This window comes from Leucothrix mucor DSM 2157 (assembly GCF_000419525.1).
In the GTDB taxonomy this organism is placed as follows: Bacteria; Pseudomonadota; Gammaproteobacteria; order Thiotrichales; family Thiotrichaceae; genus Leucothrix; species Leucothrix mucor.
Genome location: NZ_ATTE01000001.1, coordinates 3,860,651 through 3,876,753, shown reverse-complemented (window position 1 = coordinate 3,876,753; position 16,103 = coordinate 3,860,651). Strand labels below are relative to the sequence as shown.

16 protein-coding genes are annotated in these 16,103 nt (G+C 47.8%); 4 read left to right on the top strand and 12 right to left on the bottom strand.

From position 1 onward, the window contains the following. Positions 1 to 25: 25 nt before the first annotated feature. The 9 genes from LEUMU_RS28230 to LEUMU_RS0117610 form a co-directional block, all read right to left on the bottom strand. Positions 26 to 679: an SPOR domain-containing protein gene (locus tag LEUMU_RS28230; RefSeq protein ID WP_022953626.1), complete on the bottom strand. Its 654-nt coding sequence runs from the start codon at positions 677 to 679 to the stop codon at positions 26 to 28. A 104-nt stretch (positions 680 to 783) separates the two neighbouring features. Then, a complete protein-coding gene (locus LEUMU_RS0117650; protein WP_022953625.1) occupies positions 784 to 3,003 on the bottom strand; it encodes a primosomal protein N' in 2,220 nt (739 codons plus the stop codon). Between the two features lie 15 nt (positions 3,004 to 3,018). Then, entirely contained in the window at positions 3,019 to 3,843 is an 825-nt protein-coding gene (locus tag LEUMU_RS28225) for an OmpA family protein (protein ID WP_022953624.1), read from the bottom strand. Between the two features lie 48 nt (positions 3,844 to 3,891). Further along, positions 3,892 to 5,727 (bottom strand): hypothetical protein, encoded by a 1,836-nt coding sequence (locus LEUMU_RS0117640; protein ID WP_022953623.1) that lies wholly within the window; start codon positions 5,725 to 5,727, stop codon positions 3,892 to 3,894. Between the two features lie 13 nt (positions 5,728 to 5,740). Then, a complete protein-coding gene (locus LEUMU_RS0117635) occupies positions 5,741 to 7,264 on the bottom strand; it encodes a hypothetical protein (RefSeq protein ID WP_022953622.1) in 1,524 nt (507 codons plus the stop codon). A gap of 158 nt (positions 7,265 to 7,422) precedes the next feature. Beyond that, the gene (locus LEUMU_RS26660) at positions 7,423 to 7,665 is read right to left on the bottom strand and encodes a hypothetical protein (RefSeq protein ID WP_022953621.1); all 243 of its coding nucleotides are present in this window, start codon (positions 7,663 to 7,665) and stop codon (positions 7,423 to 7,425) included. Positions 7,666 to 7,684: 19 nt separating this feature from the next. Further along, positions 7,685 to 8,833: a PilT/PilU family type 4a pilus ATPase gene (locus LEUMU_RS26655; protein WP_022953620.1), complete on the bottom strand. Its 1,149-nt coding sequence runs from the start codon at positions 8,831 to 8,833 to the stop codon at positions 7,685 to 7,687. Then, the gene (locus LEUMU_RS0117615; RefSeq protein WP_022953619.1) at positions 8,830 to 9,999 is read right to left on the bottom strand and encodes a PilT/PilU family type 4a pilus ATPase; all 1,170 of its coding nucleotides are present in this window, start codon (positions 9,997 to 9,999) and stop codon (positions 8,830 to 8,832) included. Before LEUMU_RS0117615 ends, LEUMU_RS26655 begins: the two co-directional genes overlap by 4 nt. A gap of 25 nt (positions 10,000 to 10,024) precedes the next feature. Further along, on the bottom strand, positions 10,025 to 11,059 hold the full coding sequence (locus LEUMU_RS0117610; RefSeq protein WP_022953618.1) for a type IV pilus twitching motility protein PilT: 1,035 nt from the start codon (positions 11,057 to 11,059) through the stop codon (positions 10,025 to 10,027). A 46-nt stretch (positions 11,060 to 11,105) separates the two neighbouring features. Between LEUMU_RS0117610 and LEUMU_RS0117605 the strand changes: the two genes are divergently transcribed. The 3 genes from LEUMU_RS0117605 to LEUMU_RS0117595 are packed head-to-tail and all read left to right on the top strand — an operon-like array spanning position 11,106 to position 13,216. Beyond that, positions 11,106 to 11,789: a YggS family pyridoxal phosphate-dependent enzyme gene (locus LEUMU_RS0117605; protein ID WP_022953617.1), complete on the top strand. Its 684-nt coding sequence runs from the start codon at positions 11,106 to 11,108 to the stop codon at positions 11,787 to 11,789. Between the two features lie 35 nt (positions 11,790 to 11,824). Continuing rightward, entirely contained in the window at positions 11,825 to 12,658 is an 834-nt protein-coding gene (gene proC / locus LEUMU_RS0117600; RefSeq protein ID WP_040504541.1) for a pyrroline-5-carboxylate reductase, read from the top strand. Between the two features lie 12 nt (positions 12,659 to 12,670). Beyond that, positions 12,671 to 13,216, top strand: a complete 546-nt coding sequence (locus tag LEUMU_RS0117595) for a YggT family protein (RefSeq protein ID WP_022953615.1) — start codon at positions 12,671 to 12,673, stop codon at positions 13,214 to 13,216. 77 nt (positions 13,217 to 13,293) lie between these two features. Here the strand turns inward: LEUMU_RS0117595 and LEUMU_RS0117590 are convergent, their stop codons facing one another. Further along, positions 13,294 to 14,010 carry a rhodanese-like domain-containing protein gene (locus LEUMU_RS0117590; protein WP_022953614.1) on the bottom strand — a complete coding sequence of 239 codons (717 nt, stop codon included), beginning with the start codon at positions 14,008 to 14,010 and terminating at the stop codon, positions 13,294 to 13,296. 173 nt (positions 14,011 to 14,183) lie between these two features. On the opposite strand from LEUMU_RS0117590, the gene LEUMU_RS0117585 reads away from it, so the two are divergent. After that, positions 14,184 to 14,648, top strand: a complete 465-nt coding sequence (locus LEUMU_RS0117585) for a DsrE family protein (protein ID WP_022953613.1) — start codon at positions 14,184 to 14,186, stop codon at positions 14,646 to 14,648. A 38-nt stretch (positions 14,649 to 14,686) separates the two neighbouring features. Here LEUMU_RS0117585 and dtd read toward each other — a convergent pair whose 3' ends face one another. Both dtd and pip read right to left on the bottom strand, forming a co-directional pair. Beyond that, on the bottom strand, positions 14,687 to 15,127 hold the full coding sequence (gene dtd / locus LEUMU_RS0117580; RefSeq protein WP_022953612.1) for a D-aminoacyl-tRNA deacylase: 441 nt from the start codon (positions 15,125 to 15,127) through the stop codon (positions 14,687 to 14,689). After that, on the bottom strand, positions 15,124 to 16,074 hold the full coding sequence (gene pip / locus LEUMU_RS0117575; RefSeq protein ID WP_022953611.1) for a prolyl aminopeptidase: 951 nt from the start codon (positions 16,072 to 16,074) through the stop codon (positions 15,124 to 15,126). Before pip ends, dtd begins: the two co-directional genes overlap by 4 nt. Positions 16,075 to 16,103 lie beyond the last annotated feature (29 nt).

Sequence of the window (16,103 nt, the reverse complement as noted above, 5' to 3'; positions counted from 1 at the left end):
AACCATATGTCCCGATCATAGCATACTATCTGACCTTTCTGACAAGCGGGTCATAGCCTAAGCCGACGATCTGTGTTTTCCAATCCTGAAGCTGTACTTCGGCGATTGGGCCAGCCAGAACACGATACCAAGTCTTGCCTTTGCTGGAGAATTCTTCAACGCGTGAAGTCACGCCGCGGCCGTGCAATTTGCTTCTGGATTGATCAGCTTGCTTTGGTGTACGGAAGGACGCAACTTGAATAATAAAGTCACCACTAACCGCTTCGCGTTGCGGAGCTGCAGCATCCATTGCCGCTTGAGTCAGTGCTACCGGACGAGGGCTAACTGGCATATCGATACTCGGAAGTACCGCATGAAAGCTAAACACCGCTCGCTCTTTCGGCGCTGGCTCTTGCAAAGAAGCCGGTAGGGGGACGACACCTTCCGCAGTTTCTTTGCCAACTAACGCATCAGTATTCTGAGCGTTGGCCAATAAAATTCTTTCTTCGCGGCTCAGCTCCGACGGATCTTTGTCGGCGATCGCCGTACTCGCGCTAGCGAATAGGGGAGCATTGCGGTTGGCGTAGAAGTACATGCTTAAGCCCACAAGCAAGCCCATGAAGACACCTGCAAGCATCCAAACCATGCCCATTTTATAACCTGAATCAACAGGCTTTGCGTTTTTAAAGTCTTTTTGCATGACAGTATTCAATATCCGAATTGTCTATAGTTCTCTAGCATAGTGCCACCACGAATGGCAACAGGCAAGCTATTTAATTAAATTAATACCGATTAAACATGAACTTACATAAAGTTTGTAGGATCAACATCAACTGTATAGCGAAGGTCTTTCGTTTTTTTCTGCTGCCGTAATACGCTAATTAATTGATCCAGAAAGCAATGTAGCGATGATCGGCGCTGCGCACTAATCAACAATTGATAGCGATAACGGTTAGCACGTTTTTCCATGGGAGATGGCATCGGTCCGAGTAACATCACCCCTTCAGACTGAATATCAGGTAAGCTTTCAATATCATCCCTGAGCGTTTGCAGAAAGTGTAGCCCCACTTCGAACTCCGGTGCATTTGCCCGGACTAACGCTTGAAAACCATACGGAGGGTAGTGCCACGCCTTGCGCTCATACAAAATCTGCTGCGCAACAGCGCGATAGCCCTGAGTAATCAGCTGATTCAACATCGGATGTTGAGGCTGACTGGTCTGTAAAAAGACCCGACCCGGTTTATCCCCTCTACCAGCTCGTCCACTCACTTGGACAATCTGTTGTGCCAAATGTTCCTGTGCACGATAGTCTGTGCTAAAAAGTGCTTGATCTATATCCAAAATACCGACCAAAGTCAGGTTTGGAAAATCATGCCCCTTTGTTAGCATTTGTGTACCGATCAGGATTACAGGTTCACCAGATCGGACGATATCTAGCTTGCGCGCCATTTCACCCTTGCGGCTAGTCGTATCACGATCAACCCTAACCACGGGTATATCTGGAAAATGAGAACATAACAGATGCTCTACGCGTTCTGTTCCATGTCCCTGAGTATTGAGCTGAGGGTGATGGCAAGAAGGGCAGTCGGAGCCCACGCGTTGCTGAAGACCGCAATGATGACAAAGCACAATATGGCGCGCAGCGTGGTAAGTCATTTCGGTATCACAAGCAGGGCACACCGCATGCCAGCCACAGTTGTTACACATTAGTACCGGCGCAAACCCCCGCCGATTCAGAAATAACATCACCTGATTGCCATCTTTAATCTCGGCAGCAACTTCTTTCATCAAGCGTGGCGCAACTCCGGCTTCCAGCGTTGTCGCCCGAATATCCAGCACAATACTTGCAGGGCGTTGCCGAGTGCCTGGTCGCTGGAGTAGCTGTAAATAGTGATAACGCTGGCGCTCGGTATTGAGCAGGGTTTCCAGCGCTGGAGTGGCGCTTCCCAGTAAAATGGGAATATTTAATTGGCGGGCACGTTTCACAGCTAAATCTCTGGCGTGATACCGAAAGCCTTCTTGCTGTTTAAATGAAGCGTCGTGTTCCTCATCAATAATGATAATACCAAGCTTTTTAAAGCCGCAAAATACAGAGGATCGGGTGCCGACTACCACATCCGCTTCGCCGGTATAGGCACTTTGCCAGCTTTGAGCACGTTGGGTGTCATTCAATCCAGAGTGTAGGGCGACCACTGTTTGATTCGGAAAGAAGTCACAAAACCGCTGAAACAGCTGAGGGGTTAGGCCGATTTCCGGAATCATCAACAAAGCCTGAGCGCCGGTTTCCAGTACCGATTTAATCGCTCGCAAATAGATTTCTGTTTTGCCGCTGCCGGTAATGCCGTGTAGCAAAACAGGACTGACTTGTGACTCGGTCTGCCATTCAGCCAGTTGCGTCAGACTCTGCTCTTGCTCATCCGTTAAGTGAATCAGGTGTTGATTTGGGTGTTCAATCGCAGGGCGCTGCTGCTCATCTGGATTGATCAGCTCACGCTGTGCAAAGCCATATTCCGACAGCTGTTGCATGGGCTTATTCCACTTGTTGCCCAATTGGCTGCTTAGTTGTGCTTCGGTCAAACTATGTTGTTGTAGCTTTTCGAATAGCTCGCGCTGTCTGGCGGCACGTTTGAGTTGTTTTAACGCAGCTTCCGTGTCGGTATCATTCAGCACCCAACGATAGTTTTGAACTAGCTCCCGACCTTCACGCAAGCGTTTTGGTAGGGCGGTAAACAGAACTTCACCAATCGGGTGGTGATAATAGAGGCTGGCCCATTGCAACAGCTCCAGCAGTTCCTTATCAAATAATGGTTCCTCATCCAGGACTGCCTCAATTGGCTTTAGCTTATCAAACTCACTGTCGATGGCAGATTCCAGCACGATGCCAACCATGCTAAAACGGTTGCCCAAAGGAACCCGTACCCGGTAGCCAGGGCCGGGTAGTGGATCAATATCACATTGATAATCAAAAGCTTGATAGAGCGGTCGGGGAATAGCGACTCGGACTACTCTGGATGTATTGGGCATTCCAACATTTACCGTTTAGCGGGTACTCTGTCTGGTTCCACTGGCGGTGATTTCAACCCGACGGTTTTGCGCACGACCTGCTTTGGTTTTGTTGTCCGCAATTGGCTGGCTTTCACCTCGGCCAATCGTTTCCATGGATGATCGTACGATGCCTTGTTGTGCCAGATAATCAGCAACCGCATTGGCACGTTTAAGTGATAAGGACTGGTTGTAAGCGGCGTTTCCGCTGCTATCGGTATGCCCTTCAATGAGGATGCGCGTCACGGTTGTATCGGGTGCTTTTAATGTGCCTGCCAAACGGGCAAGGCTATCGCGCCCAGCTTTATTAAGCTTTGAGCTATTGAGTTGGAATGTGGTTCCACCGCTTAGAGTCAGGCGTCTTAAGGTAACATTGCTAGTGGTCGTTACTTTAGCGGGTGCTGGAATTACCGTCACTGTTGGCGCGACATCAAGGACTGGTTCAATTGGTTCTGCATTGGTACGAACTGCTGGCTCAGGCTCTTGAGTGACTAGCTTGGCATTGGGGTCAATATCCGCTGACTTCGCGGCAGCTGGAGCCGTTTCTGTTGTTGCTACAGGTTTATCGGCAGATAAAATCAGAGGTGCACGTTTATTCTCAGCTGGAGTGGCAGCAGACGTTGTTTTGCTTGCGGGTTTATTTTCTGTTTTACAGCCAGCGATTGGCTTGCCAGTTTTTTTATCAACACAGTCAGGCTCATTCTGCTGGAAGAGTTGGCTACCCGGTATTGAAATAGATTGATTACTACAGGCTGCAGTAAAGCTAATCACACTGATTAATAGGAGTGACTTTGCTGATTTTTTTAAATTATTACGCTGCATAATTTGCCCTCCCCGAGGCAATGAACTGAGTGGTGCATACTAACGAGTTTACTGCAATACCACCACCGGACGCGCAAATAAATGCGTGAAGACTTTGGCTGCCATGCGTTGTAACTCTGCTGGTTCCATCGTGGATAGTGTTTTGTAAATACGCACTTTCTCATCCACATCTAAACTAAAATCCGCCCGAATGTCTTGCAATAAATACTCATCCCGCATGGCTGAAAAAATCATGGAGGAGGCATAAAACTCAGGCTGATCCCGGGTCATTGAGTTGAGCGAGAACAGCAGCAATTTAGTTAGCCAAACTTTCTGCCCATCCGGTGTATAAACCATTTGAGTCAGGTAAGCACCGAGTTCTTCTAAGCTGCTTTCAATGCCATTTTCACTGAGGCCTTCAAGTAAAGTGGGTACCCAATAGGGCTGCTTCCAGTCTTCTTTCTCGATTTGGTGATAGGCTTCGTGATACTCAATACTTGGCAGCAAGCTTTCTGACAGGGCAGTGATTTCTTTGCTGGCGGCTGTTCTGGCTGCATGGTTTATGTCTTTATCCGACTTAGTCATCATGCCGCTGATAACATCCAAACTGCCGCTTAAAATGCCACCATCACCTGCGCCGGGTGTTGAGCGCTGCAATGTTTGCTGCATACGAGAAGCCGACAAGTGTTGCCTATCCCGCAGCATTTCCTTAGCAGCTTCGCGCAGTAAGCGCAGAGATTCAGGATTGCTAAACAACTCGCCTAGCTCAGATTGGTAATTCTTAGTAATGCTTTCTTCGATATCGTAGTAGCCCTGAAGCCAATACGGAATGATAAAGGAGCGCCCTTGAAAGGTGAGTGCAGGAAGGATGGATTCCTCGGCAAAACGGTCAATCTGATCCAATAGGATCAGCGAGCCAATACCCTGACTTTTAAAGGTCAGACCTAAAGCGCCATCGGCTGCAGGAACGCGGTCCGCACGTTTCACATGAAACAATGGCAGGCTGACTTTATCCGCTTCGGTCATGACGTAATCAAGCTTATTACGCTCGGTCACATTGTAAACGGTGACGATACCCGTTCTGCAGCCAGTGATTGCTGGTGCTTTAGATGCATCAGCTTTTCCGTCTTCTTTATACTGATTAAACAGGTCAGCCAAGGTATTGAACATGTCAGCGTTGCCTTTATCAAGGCCGGGCGCAAAGCTTGAGCAGCTACTATTAAATAGTTTGGGCGATAAATAATAAGGGATTCCCTGACTGTCCATTTCGGCATTCAGGTTTTTAAAAAGCACCATGATTTGGGCATTAGTCATGCTGACATTTGATAGGTTGTCGAGTGCCAACTGCATTAAGTTTCTGACGTTACCTTTATCCGGAACCGCCGCAATAATATTGCGCGCTTCCTCATCTGCTTTCTGCTGATATTGCTCCATTAGCGGGATGTTCTGATATTGCTTCGCAACCAGCGTACGGTGGAGTAACTCTGAGTGATAAGGCATCCGATCCGCTAATGCCTGATGCAGTGTTTTATTCTCATACCAAATATGAGCTTGCCAGCTACCGAATATAATAACGGCAGCTAATAAGGGATAAAAAATGGTGATATAAAATGGAAAAAAGCAGTGCTTCGGTTGCTTCAGCCAGGAAAACCATGACTTTTTGTGCAAACGTGCGAGTAGCTCAGGTGTGAAATCGCGGTTGAATACAGGATAAATCCCTTGTTTGTTAAACTGCTCCAGAATGGCTTTCTTGTGCTTAATGTAGCGTCGAGCCAAGAGGTAGCGTACCGGTGATATCCAGTGCGCATAGAACGCCGGACGCTCAAAGTCATCCGCTTGCATTGGGTCGATGTGCTTGCTGTCTGTTTCAGCCGTAATCAGCTGATATAAGAGACTATCAATCATGCGGTAAACGCTCCTAAGGCCTTTGTAGCCATTGAACAACCTCGCGCACTTTTTGAATACGCTGGTCGATGCTTTGAGGCACATAGCAATCGGTGGCGACAACCAACTGATCAGCCTTTTGGCGCAATTGCGGGTCAGCAATTGAGTCAGTTAGCGCGCGCTGAAAACCAGACCAATCCCAGCTACAAATGTATTCTGGCAGCTGTTCAAAACGGGTAGCGACATTATCCAGTGCAATCACGGCTTTTTCATTTTGCTTATTTTGCAGGTAGTAAATACCGGCTAGCGTATCTTTGATTTGTTTATAGCCATCGGTCAGTAGACCACTACTATTGATGTCTTCATGCAGTGCGATAAACGTTGGTAAATCAATATTGGCGGTGACGTAGGTTTCCATCAAATCCAAGTCCACCTCGGAGGCGACATACTCAAGACTCAAATTATTGGTTTTAGCTTTCTGCAGAATATTACGGGCTTTTTCCAGTTCGCCGACAGCCGCATTAAGGTCGTTAAAGTACAACCAGGCTAAAGCACCCGATTCACGATGACGCGAGGCAATATTTGAAGGCTCAAATTTATATTTGGCTAGATGGTCTACGGTTTCATTGAAGCAGGTATACATGCGTTGAGCGGCCGCTAAGTCACCCGTTTGATGATAGCTGGCGGTCAGGTACCAGTAACTGGTATTAACCGAGTTGGTGTCGCCTGCGCATTGCAGTTTACGGGCATGCTCAATGACTTTTTCATTATCTTTCTGGCGTGAATAACAACTCAGTGCCAGATGCTCAAGTTCTGCTTTAACGGTGGACTCACTACTACGCCATTGGATTTGTTCGGCGAGTGATTGAATGGCTGTTTCGATTTTGCTGCAGTCTTTTTCATTATCCAAAACGGTACGGTAAGAACGGACCAACAAGGCAATATCCTCACGCCTTTCTCCAGGAGCGGTTGGCTTATCCACGCTAGAGCAGGCGACCGGTTTGTCCACGCTACAGCTGAAGGGAGGCTCGCCATCTCCTTCGCCGTCACCAGCGGCACTGTCATCGCCGGGCTGATTACCTTCACGAATTTGGTCTTGCAGGCGTTGGCTCATTAATGTCTGCATGGCCTCCAGTGGGCTCATTGCTGAGTCGGAGGTCGCACGATTAAAACTGAACTGTAATTCTGGGTTGGCTTGCATTAAATTGCTGACAATTTCACGAGTTTGTTGCTCGGCTAGCCATTCAATAAATACAAAGTTTTTTGGGTCTGTTTCGGCGCGCTGCGTTTCAAAGCGCTCATTTAATAAGTGGTAACCGGCATACAGCACGCCACCTAATACAAAGGGCAGTAATACATAGGGATAGATGCGCCAACCTAAACGGCGATTGACACCCTCAAGCCGGGTCAGTGCGCGTTCGCCACGTTCTTGAGTACGAGTATCGCTGCTGTTAATCGCTTGTTGGTAGCGAGCACGGGCCTCATCATTACGATGCGCTTTACGTAGAGCTTCGGCTTCTTGATATTGACTCTGAGGATCGGTCTCGGTTTTTTTCACGAAAAAACCTCGCCGTTACTTGCTTGAGAAAATTTGCCAGAGGTGGTCAGATTATAATAATTATTGCCGCGGTCCATAGTGAAATCCGGTACATTACGGCAATAACTATAGCAGACTTTTATACAAAATCTGATAGTCCTTTATTAGGATATTTTAATTTAGTTAACGACTGCGCCAACTACAGCACTACCGACCGCGCCACCAATTGCGCCGCCAATAGGGCCGCCTACTGCTGTTCCAGCTAAAGCGCCTGCGGTTCCGGCTGCTGCGGTTACTGCAACGCCCGCGACTTTAAAAGGAAGTTTTGCGACGCCAATTGCCCCATCGGCTACTTGCTGACCGGAACAGCCTGTGATCAATATAGTGCTGCTCAGTAAAGCAAGTATGGTTAGTTGTTTCATTATTATTGTCCTGAATAGTTTACATTTCTAATGTGGGCAATGCGGTGGAGCCCGGCGCGGAGGCTACCGAATCTGGCTTATCATCACCAGCTTTTTGTTCAAAGTTAAGACGCCACTCCAGATTATTCTTGGAGGTTGCGTTACTTAATGCCTCTTCTTTACTGATTCTGCCCGTGGTGCACAGCATCGCTAAAGACTGGTCAAAGGTATGCATACCGTCCGTTGAGCCCTTTTCCATGATTTGTGCTAACTCATGCGTGGCACCTTTACGAATGATCTCCGCAACGAATGGTGTGTTAACCAGTACTTCACTCGCCAGTACCCGTTTTCCATTAACATCAGGAATCAAGCGTTGTGCCACAATACCCCTTAAATTAAGCGATAAATCCATCAGAATGCGTTGCTTCTGATCGGGTGGAAATAAGTACAGCAGACGGTCTAACGCCTGTGTGGTATTGGTCGCATGCAGGGTTGTAATCACTAAGTGACCGGTATCTGCAAAGCCCATTGCAGAGTCCACTGTTTCAGTGTCCCGTACCTCTCCAATCATCACCACATCGGGTGCTTCGCGCATCGCCTCACGCATTGCGTTTTTATAGGATAACGTATCGAACCCGACTTCCCGCTGACCGATAATCGATTTACTGTGAGTAAATACAAACTCGATAGGGTCTTCTATCGTCAGGATATGTCCGGCATGGCGCTCATTACGATATTGAATTAGCGAAGCCATTGATGTCGACTTTCCGGCACCGGTTGAACCGACGAACAAGACTAGCCCGTCTTTTTTCATCACCAGTTCTTTCAGGACTTCAGGTAATCCCAATTGCTCCGGCGTTAAAATATCCGAGCGTACATGGCGTATCACCATCGATACTTCACCGCGCTGATGGTAGGCATTTAAACGAAAGCGGCCGACATCGCGGATGGCCATGCCTTTGTTCATTTCTTTGCTAGTACGGAAGTTTTCCCACTCGACATCACTCATCATGCCTTTGGCTAAAGCCGCCACCACGCCAGGTTTTAGTGATTCTTTAGTGAGATGTTTGAAGCCACCCATGACTTTGATGGAGGCTCGTGCGCCCGTCGTAAGGTATAAATCGGATGCTTCGTGCTTAACCATGGCCGCCAAAAATGCGGTGATTTGTAACTGATTCGGATCGCTCATAAGGCAGCCTCGTCACTAATTGCTTCGATCGACAACTCTTCAGTGCCTTTAAAGAAGTCATTACTCTTAGAGTTACGGCTACCGAGTTTTAGTTGTAAGCGCAGGTCGTTGATGGAGTCGGCATTACGCATGCCTTCTTGCACGCTGATAATTCCGGCATCAATCATTTGGAAGAGTGCCTGGTCAAAAGTACACATGCCGAGCTGGTTAGATTTGGCCATCAGCTCTTTCATACCAGAGATGTCACCTTTCAGAATCAGGTCTGCCATCATCGGTGTATTGATCATGACTTCAACGGCTGGGAAACGACCTTTGCCATCGCGTCGACGAGTCAGTCGCTGTGAGACAATGGCTTTTAGGTTAAGCGATAAATCCATTAATAGTTGTGGGCGACGCTCTTCCGGGAAGAAGTTGATAATCCGGTCAATGGCTTGGTTGGTGCTATTGGCGTGCAACGTTGTCAGGCATAGGTGGCCGGTTTCCGCATAGGAAATTGCATACTCCATCGCTTCACGATCACGTACCTCTCCCACCAGAATGACATCCGGTGCTTGTCGCAGGGTATTTTTCATGGCGATCGCGTAGTTGTCGGTATCCAAACCAACTTCTCGCTGAGTCACCAAGCATTTCTTATGGGGATGCGTGAATTCGATCGGATCTTCAATCGTGATGATATGTCCTTGGGTTGATTCATTTCGAAGATCAACCATGGAGGCGAGGGTGGTCGACTTACCTGAGCCGGTTGCACCAACCATAATCACTAAGCCACGCGTTGCCATCGTGATGTCTTTCAATACCGGCGGCACGCCCAACTTCTTAAAGCTCGGAATTTCACTGGGAATATGTCGCAACACCATGCCGGAGCAACCACGCTGCGTAAACGCATTCACACGAAAGCGGTCGGAACCGGGCAGGCTAATGGAAAAGTTCCCTTCCATATACTCTTCAAACGCTCGCAGTTGTTTGTCATTCATGATTGAACGAACCAACATTCTTGCCTGCTCTTCGCTCAAGCCTTGGCTCGATAGTGGTGTCATTAAGCCATTAATTTTGACACTAGGCGGTGCGCCTGCGGTCACAAACAGATCCGAGCCTTTTTGTTTTAAGACATTATGTAGCAGGCTATGCACATATGCCATTGCACCTTCTTTATCCATACCGCTCATTCACTCCGGGTATTATTTTTATTATTTAGATGGATGCAGCGCTGTCTGCTTTGGACATAGCAACTTCACGGGAGATCAGGCCTTGGGACATTAACTTCTGCAATGACTGATCTAATGTCTGCATACCTTCGCCAGAGCTGGTTTGCAGTGTTGATTTCATTTGAGCAATTTTGTTTTCACGGATCATCGAGCGAATGGCTCGGGTTCCGATTAGAATTTCATGTGCGGCAACACGTCCGCCGCCGGTTTTCTTCAATAATGTTTGCGAGATAATGGCTTGCAGGGATTCTGAAATCATTGAGCGAACCATGTCTTTTTCCGCTGCTGGGAACACATCCACAATACGGTCAATGGTTTTTGGTGCGCTGGTAGTATGCAACGTACCGAATACTAAGTGACCGGTTTCTGCTGCCGTTAGCGCCAAGCGAATGGTTTCAAGGTCACGCATCTCTCCAACCAGAATAGTATCCGGATCTTCACGCAACGCTGAGCGCAATGAGGCTTCAAAGCTCTTGGTGTCGCGATGCACTTCTCGTTGGTTGACCAGACATTTTTTGCTCTCGTGAACAAATTCGATTGGATCTTCCAGTGTCAGAATATGGCCATAATCCGTTTTGTTTTTATAATCGATCATTGCGGCTAGCGTGGTCGACTTACCCGAGCCGGTCGGGCCGGTTACTAGTACGAGTCCACGCGGGTTATCTGTGATCTTTTTAAAAATAGATGGTGCATTCAAATCTTCCAGCGAGAGAATCTTACTCGGGATGGTTCTGAATACGGCGCCCGCACCACGGTTTTGGTTAAATGCGTTAACACGAAAGCGTGCGACACCCGGAATCTCAAAGGAAAAGTCAGTTTCCCAGTTTTCTTCAAAGTCTTTACGTTGTTTGTCATTCATGATGTCATACACCATGCTGTGAACATCTTTATGTTCCAGAATGGGTAGATTGACGCGGCGCATGTCGCCATCAACACGAATAATAGGAGGTTGACCTGCTGAAATGTGCAGATCAGACGCGTTATTTTTTACCGAAAATGCCAGCAGTTGTGTAATATCCATGATGATGTTTTTTTATTATTGAGAATACAATCCGACCCTACCACAAATGTCTAAAATCCCTCAAAACCTTCAGACAATTGGCGCGGAGATTGCACAATACTCCGAACGCTATCACCGTCCCGCTCACAGTGTCCGGCTTTTGGCCGTGAGTAAACGCCACCCTGCAGATGCTATTCGCGAAGCTTATGATTGCGGTCAGCGTGCCTTCGGTGAGAATTATGCTCAGGAGATGTTGGAAAAGGCGGAGGAGTTGTCAGCGCTGGAAATTGAGTGGCACTTCATTGGTCCGCTGCAATCCAATAAAACCAAGGATGTCGCAGCAACTGCACATTGGGTACACGCTATTGATCGCTTGAAAATTGCCCGCAGATTAAGTGAACAACGCCCATCCGATTTGCCTGCGCTGAAGGTGTGTTTACAAGTGAATGTGAACGATGAAGCCAGTAAGTCTGGTGTGAGTGTTGCAGAGCTACCAGAGTTAGCCGCACAAGTGAGCGAATTGCCGGGTATTAAGTTGCGAGGCTTAATGGCGATTCCGGAAGCAACTCATGATCCCGTCCAGCAACGCGCCAACTTTGCGATATTAGCCAAAGCTCAGGCTGATTTAAATGCAGCGGGTTATGATTTGGATACCTTGTCAATGGGTATGAGTGACGATATGGAAGCCGCCATTGCTGAAGGCGCAACCATGGTTCGCATTGGAACGGCCATCTTTGGTGCCCGAAACTGATCGGAAATTGATACAATCAAACGATGAATACTGAAATGAAAACACAAATTACGTTTATTGGTGCCGGAAACATGGCGCGCAGCCTGATTGCCGGTTTAGTAGAAGATAACGCCGCGGTTGAAGTGACCGTCTCCGATCCGACTGAAGATCAGTTGGATATGATTCGTGGTAAATGGCCCGCTTGTCATACCACGACCGATAACTTGAATGCGATTAGCAATGCGCAAGTCATTATCCTGGCGGTCAAGCCACAGGTCATGCAAGCCGTGTGCGAAAGCTTGGCGGAAACCGTACAAAAGAAAAAGCCGTTAATTATCTCGATTGCAGCGGGTGTCAGTGAGTCTAGCTTAAGCCGTTGGTTGGGTGGTTTATTGCCGGTTGTGCGTTGCATGCCGAATACGCCTGCCTTAGTACAGTCCGGCATGACAGGTTTATATGCAAACGCTAATGTCAGCGATGAACAGCGCAGTCTGGCTGAGAGCATTATGCGTGCTGTCGGTATGACCTTGTGGTTTGATGACGAAGAAAAACTGCATGCCGTGACTGCCATTTCAGGCTCTGGCCCAGCGTACTTTTTCTTGGTGATGGAAGCCATGCAAGCTTCGGCTGAGCGCTTTGGTTTAACCAAAGAAGAGTCGCGTTTACTGGTTGTGCAAACCGCTTTTGGTGCGGCTAAGTTAGCACTGGAAAGTCCGGATGATGCAGGCGAGTTACGCGTAAAAGTAACCTCTAAAGGTGGCACGACTGAAGCGGCTATCGCTCAGTTACAAGGTGCAGGTCTGGAAGACATTTTTGACAAAGCCCTGCAAGCCGCAGCGTTACGTTCTGTTGCACTGAGTGGTTCTAAAACCGCTATCGAAAAATCATAAGGATAATTTACTATGTCAGTCATTCAGCAAATCGGTCTTTTTCTGGTCGAAACCTTGCTATCGCTGTATATCACAGCGGTCATCTTACGGTTTTTACTGGGGTATGCGCGGGCCGATTTTTATAATCCCTTATCTCAGTTTCTGGTTAAGATTACCAATCCGGTACTGGTTCCCATGCGCCGTTTTATTCCGTCGATGGGTAAGCTGGATACCTCAGCGGTGGTGCTGGCCTATGCGCTGACAGTGGTTAAAATGCTGCTAATGCTGGCAATTGTCGGGCAGAGCGCGAATGTATTTGGTGTGTTGATTATCGCGCTGCGTGATCTGCTAAATGGCGTGATCTGGGTTTATATTATCGCTTTGATCCTGATGGCGGTGATTAGCTGGATTGGTAGCGCAAATGGTAATCCGGTTGTGCCTTTGATCAATAGTCTGACTGCACCGTTGCTGGCTCCAATCCGTCGGGTAATGCCGCCGGTTGGTATGCTGGACCTATCGCCGATGGTGGCAATGTTGGGTTTATATATCCTACAGATTATTCTAAGCGGACTGTTTTAACTCGCTAAAGTAATCCATAAAAACGCGGGCCTTACGTAAAGTAACGGCCCGCGTTTTTCGTTTTAAGCAATCAACAATCAGGGTTTTACTGTCGTTAAGCCCAGAATTTCCCAAGTCTGCATACCGCCTCGATAATATTTAAGTTTCTCAGTCGGGTAGCCATACTTCAGTAAGGTTTTAATACTGGCGGGTGATTGTCCGCACCACATGCCATTACAAAACAGCACCAGCGTTTTGGCGCGGGAGTAGTCAAATACTTCGGCAGGGTCGCCATCGGTAATGGCTTCATCAACATCCATTACATCGGCATCATTGGCTAGCGTTACCTCAAAACTATCCATCATCACCTTGATAATGCCTTCCGTGGTTGCCCCTTGCGCTGGTACCAAACTCGTCCATGGAACATTCACGGAGCCGGGAATCGTACCTTTCTTCACCCAGTCTGGCGTGCGTGAATCAACAACCATAATATTGGAGTCTCCCGCACTCATCTTGGCAATATAATCAATGACTTCTGACTCACCCAAGGTTTCTACACCCTCAGCTACGCTCATCGGTTGGATACAAAACGGCGGGCAGGCGCGAGAGGTTTTAGCAAAGTCAGGATTAATCACCGCTTCATTATCTTGATTGCGCTGGATGGTGACGGGCTTGCCATTGTGCATTACTGAAAGGCTCATTAAGTCGGCGGTAATTCCTACTGGCTTACCGCCATGACTCTCGGCTAGTGCTGCAGTGCTAAAGCCGATGCCAAGTACCAGACTTAGCGCGCTGAGTGATTGTATTGCTTTCATGTGATCGCCTCCGGATAAATCCTAAATTAGATATAAGCCATTTCTCAGGCTTGCCCCCTGTATTAGTTGCATATCCGCTTGGATGCCGTCAATATTTCTTTGAAGATGGCGCTGGAGCGTGGCTCTGGCCGATAGCCAAGGAATAAACACGAGATAAAAAAGGAAGGAATACCATGACATTGAAATTATTGAGCACGGCTTTATTACTGAGTGGTTTGTTGCTGGCCGGAGGCGCTGCGCTAACCAGTAATCCGGTGGTCGCAGATGATAGCGCCATGGAAGATATCGAACATCGCTTAGTGATGCAGGTGAATACTGCTGATCCGGATATACAAGCAATGGCGCTGAATAATATCGTTAACCTGCAAAAGCACTACGGCATTGATGATATTACGATTGAGCTAGTGGCTTATGGTCCGGGCTTGAGCATGTTGACGAAGGAAAGCAAATCACTGGAGCGAATTACCAGCTTGTTGCAGCAAGAAGTGACATTTACTGCCTGCGGTAACACTATGGATACGATTGAGTCAGAAACCGGTAAGCGGCCTGAATTAATTAAAAATGTCGGTATGACGCAAACCGGTGTTGCCAGAATTATCGAGTTGCAGGAAGAAGGTTATTCCTACGTACGTCCTTAATCGCTGAACGAATACTCTCTAGAGGTGGCTGGTAGTATTTACACTTCCAGCCAGAAAGTGACAGGCCCGTCATTGATCAGACTCACTTGCATATCAGCACCAAACTCACCGGTTTGAACACCTGTAGTTAAGCTGGTAGCTGCTTTTTCCGTAAAATAATCATACAATTCACGACCGGTTTGTGGGTCGGCGGCTGGAGTAAAGCTTGGGCGCAGGCCTTTACGGGTATCCGCAGGCAAGGTGAATTGCGAGACGACCAGCAACTCGCAACCAATATCCAGCAGTGACAGATTCATCTTGTCTGCATCATCTTGAAAAATTCGATAATTGATGACTTTATGTAGCAATTTGTCGGCATGTGCTTGGGTATCGCCTTTTTGCACGCCAAGCAGCAGTAAAATTCCACGATTAATTTTACCAACGACTTGCTGATCAACCTCAACCTGCGACGCTTGTACCCGTTGGATCAAACCAATCATGAAAGCTTTCCTAGCATGCCTTTGCTGGCATTTACCAAGGCAGCGCTGATGGCTGGCTCATTCGCTGCATGGCCAACGCCTTGCACAATAAACAGATCAGCCAATGGCCATTTCTTATGTAGGTCATAAGCCTGTTTCAGCGGGCAAATCATGTCATAGCGGCCATGAATAATGTAGCCTGGAATGTCTTTTAGCTTGTCCGCATTGTTCAGTAATTGATTGTCTTCAAAGAAGCAGTTGTTCATAAAGTAGTGCGCTTCAATGGTTGCCAAACTTAACGCGCGATGCGGCGTTGAGAACTGTTCCATCAGCGAAGGGTGCGGGTTAAGCGTGGCCGCACGCGCTTCCCAAACTGCCCAGGCTTTTGCAGCACCCATGCGTGCAATCTCATTATCGCCATTTAATCGCTTATGGTAAGCCTTGAGCATATCGCCACGTTCCGCTTCGGGAATCGGTGCAATGTAATCTTGCCAATAATCGGGATAGAATTGGTTGGCACCTTGCTGGTAAAACCAATTCACTTCTGATTTAGTGCCGAGGAAAATACCCCGCACAATCAAGCCAGACACTCGATCAGGATGCGCTTGAGCATAAGCCAGTGCAAGCGTTGCACCCCAAGAACCACCGGTGACGACCCAGCGCTCAATACCCAGTTTTTCACGGACTTTCTCAATATCGCTGATCAAATCCTGAGTGGTGTTATTGCGCAAGTCAGCATGTGGCGTGGAGTGTCCGCAGCCACGCTGATCAAACAGGATAATGCGATATTCTTCGGGATCAAACAGGCAGCGCTGATAAGGCATTGAGCCTGTTCCCGGTCCACCATGCAGATAGATCACCGGAATCCCATCCTCGGAGCCGCTTTCTTCTACATATAAGGTATGAATATCATCGACCTTAAGCATAAAGTGATGATTCGGGTGGATCGCTGGATACAAGTCTGACATATACCACTCAATTGCTCAGTAAACAGCCT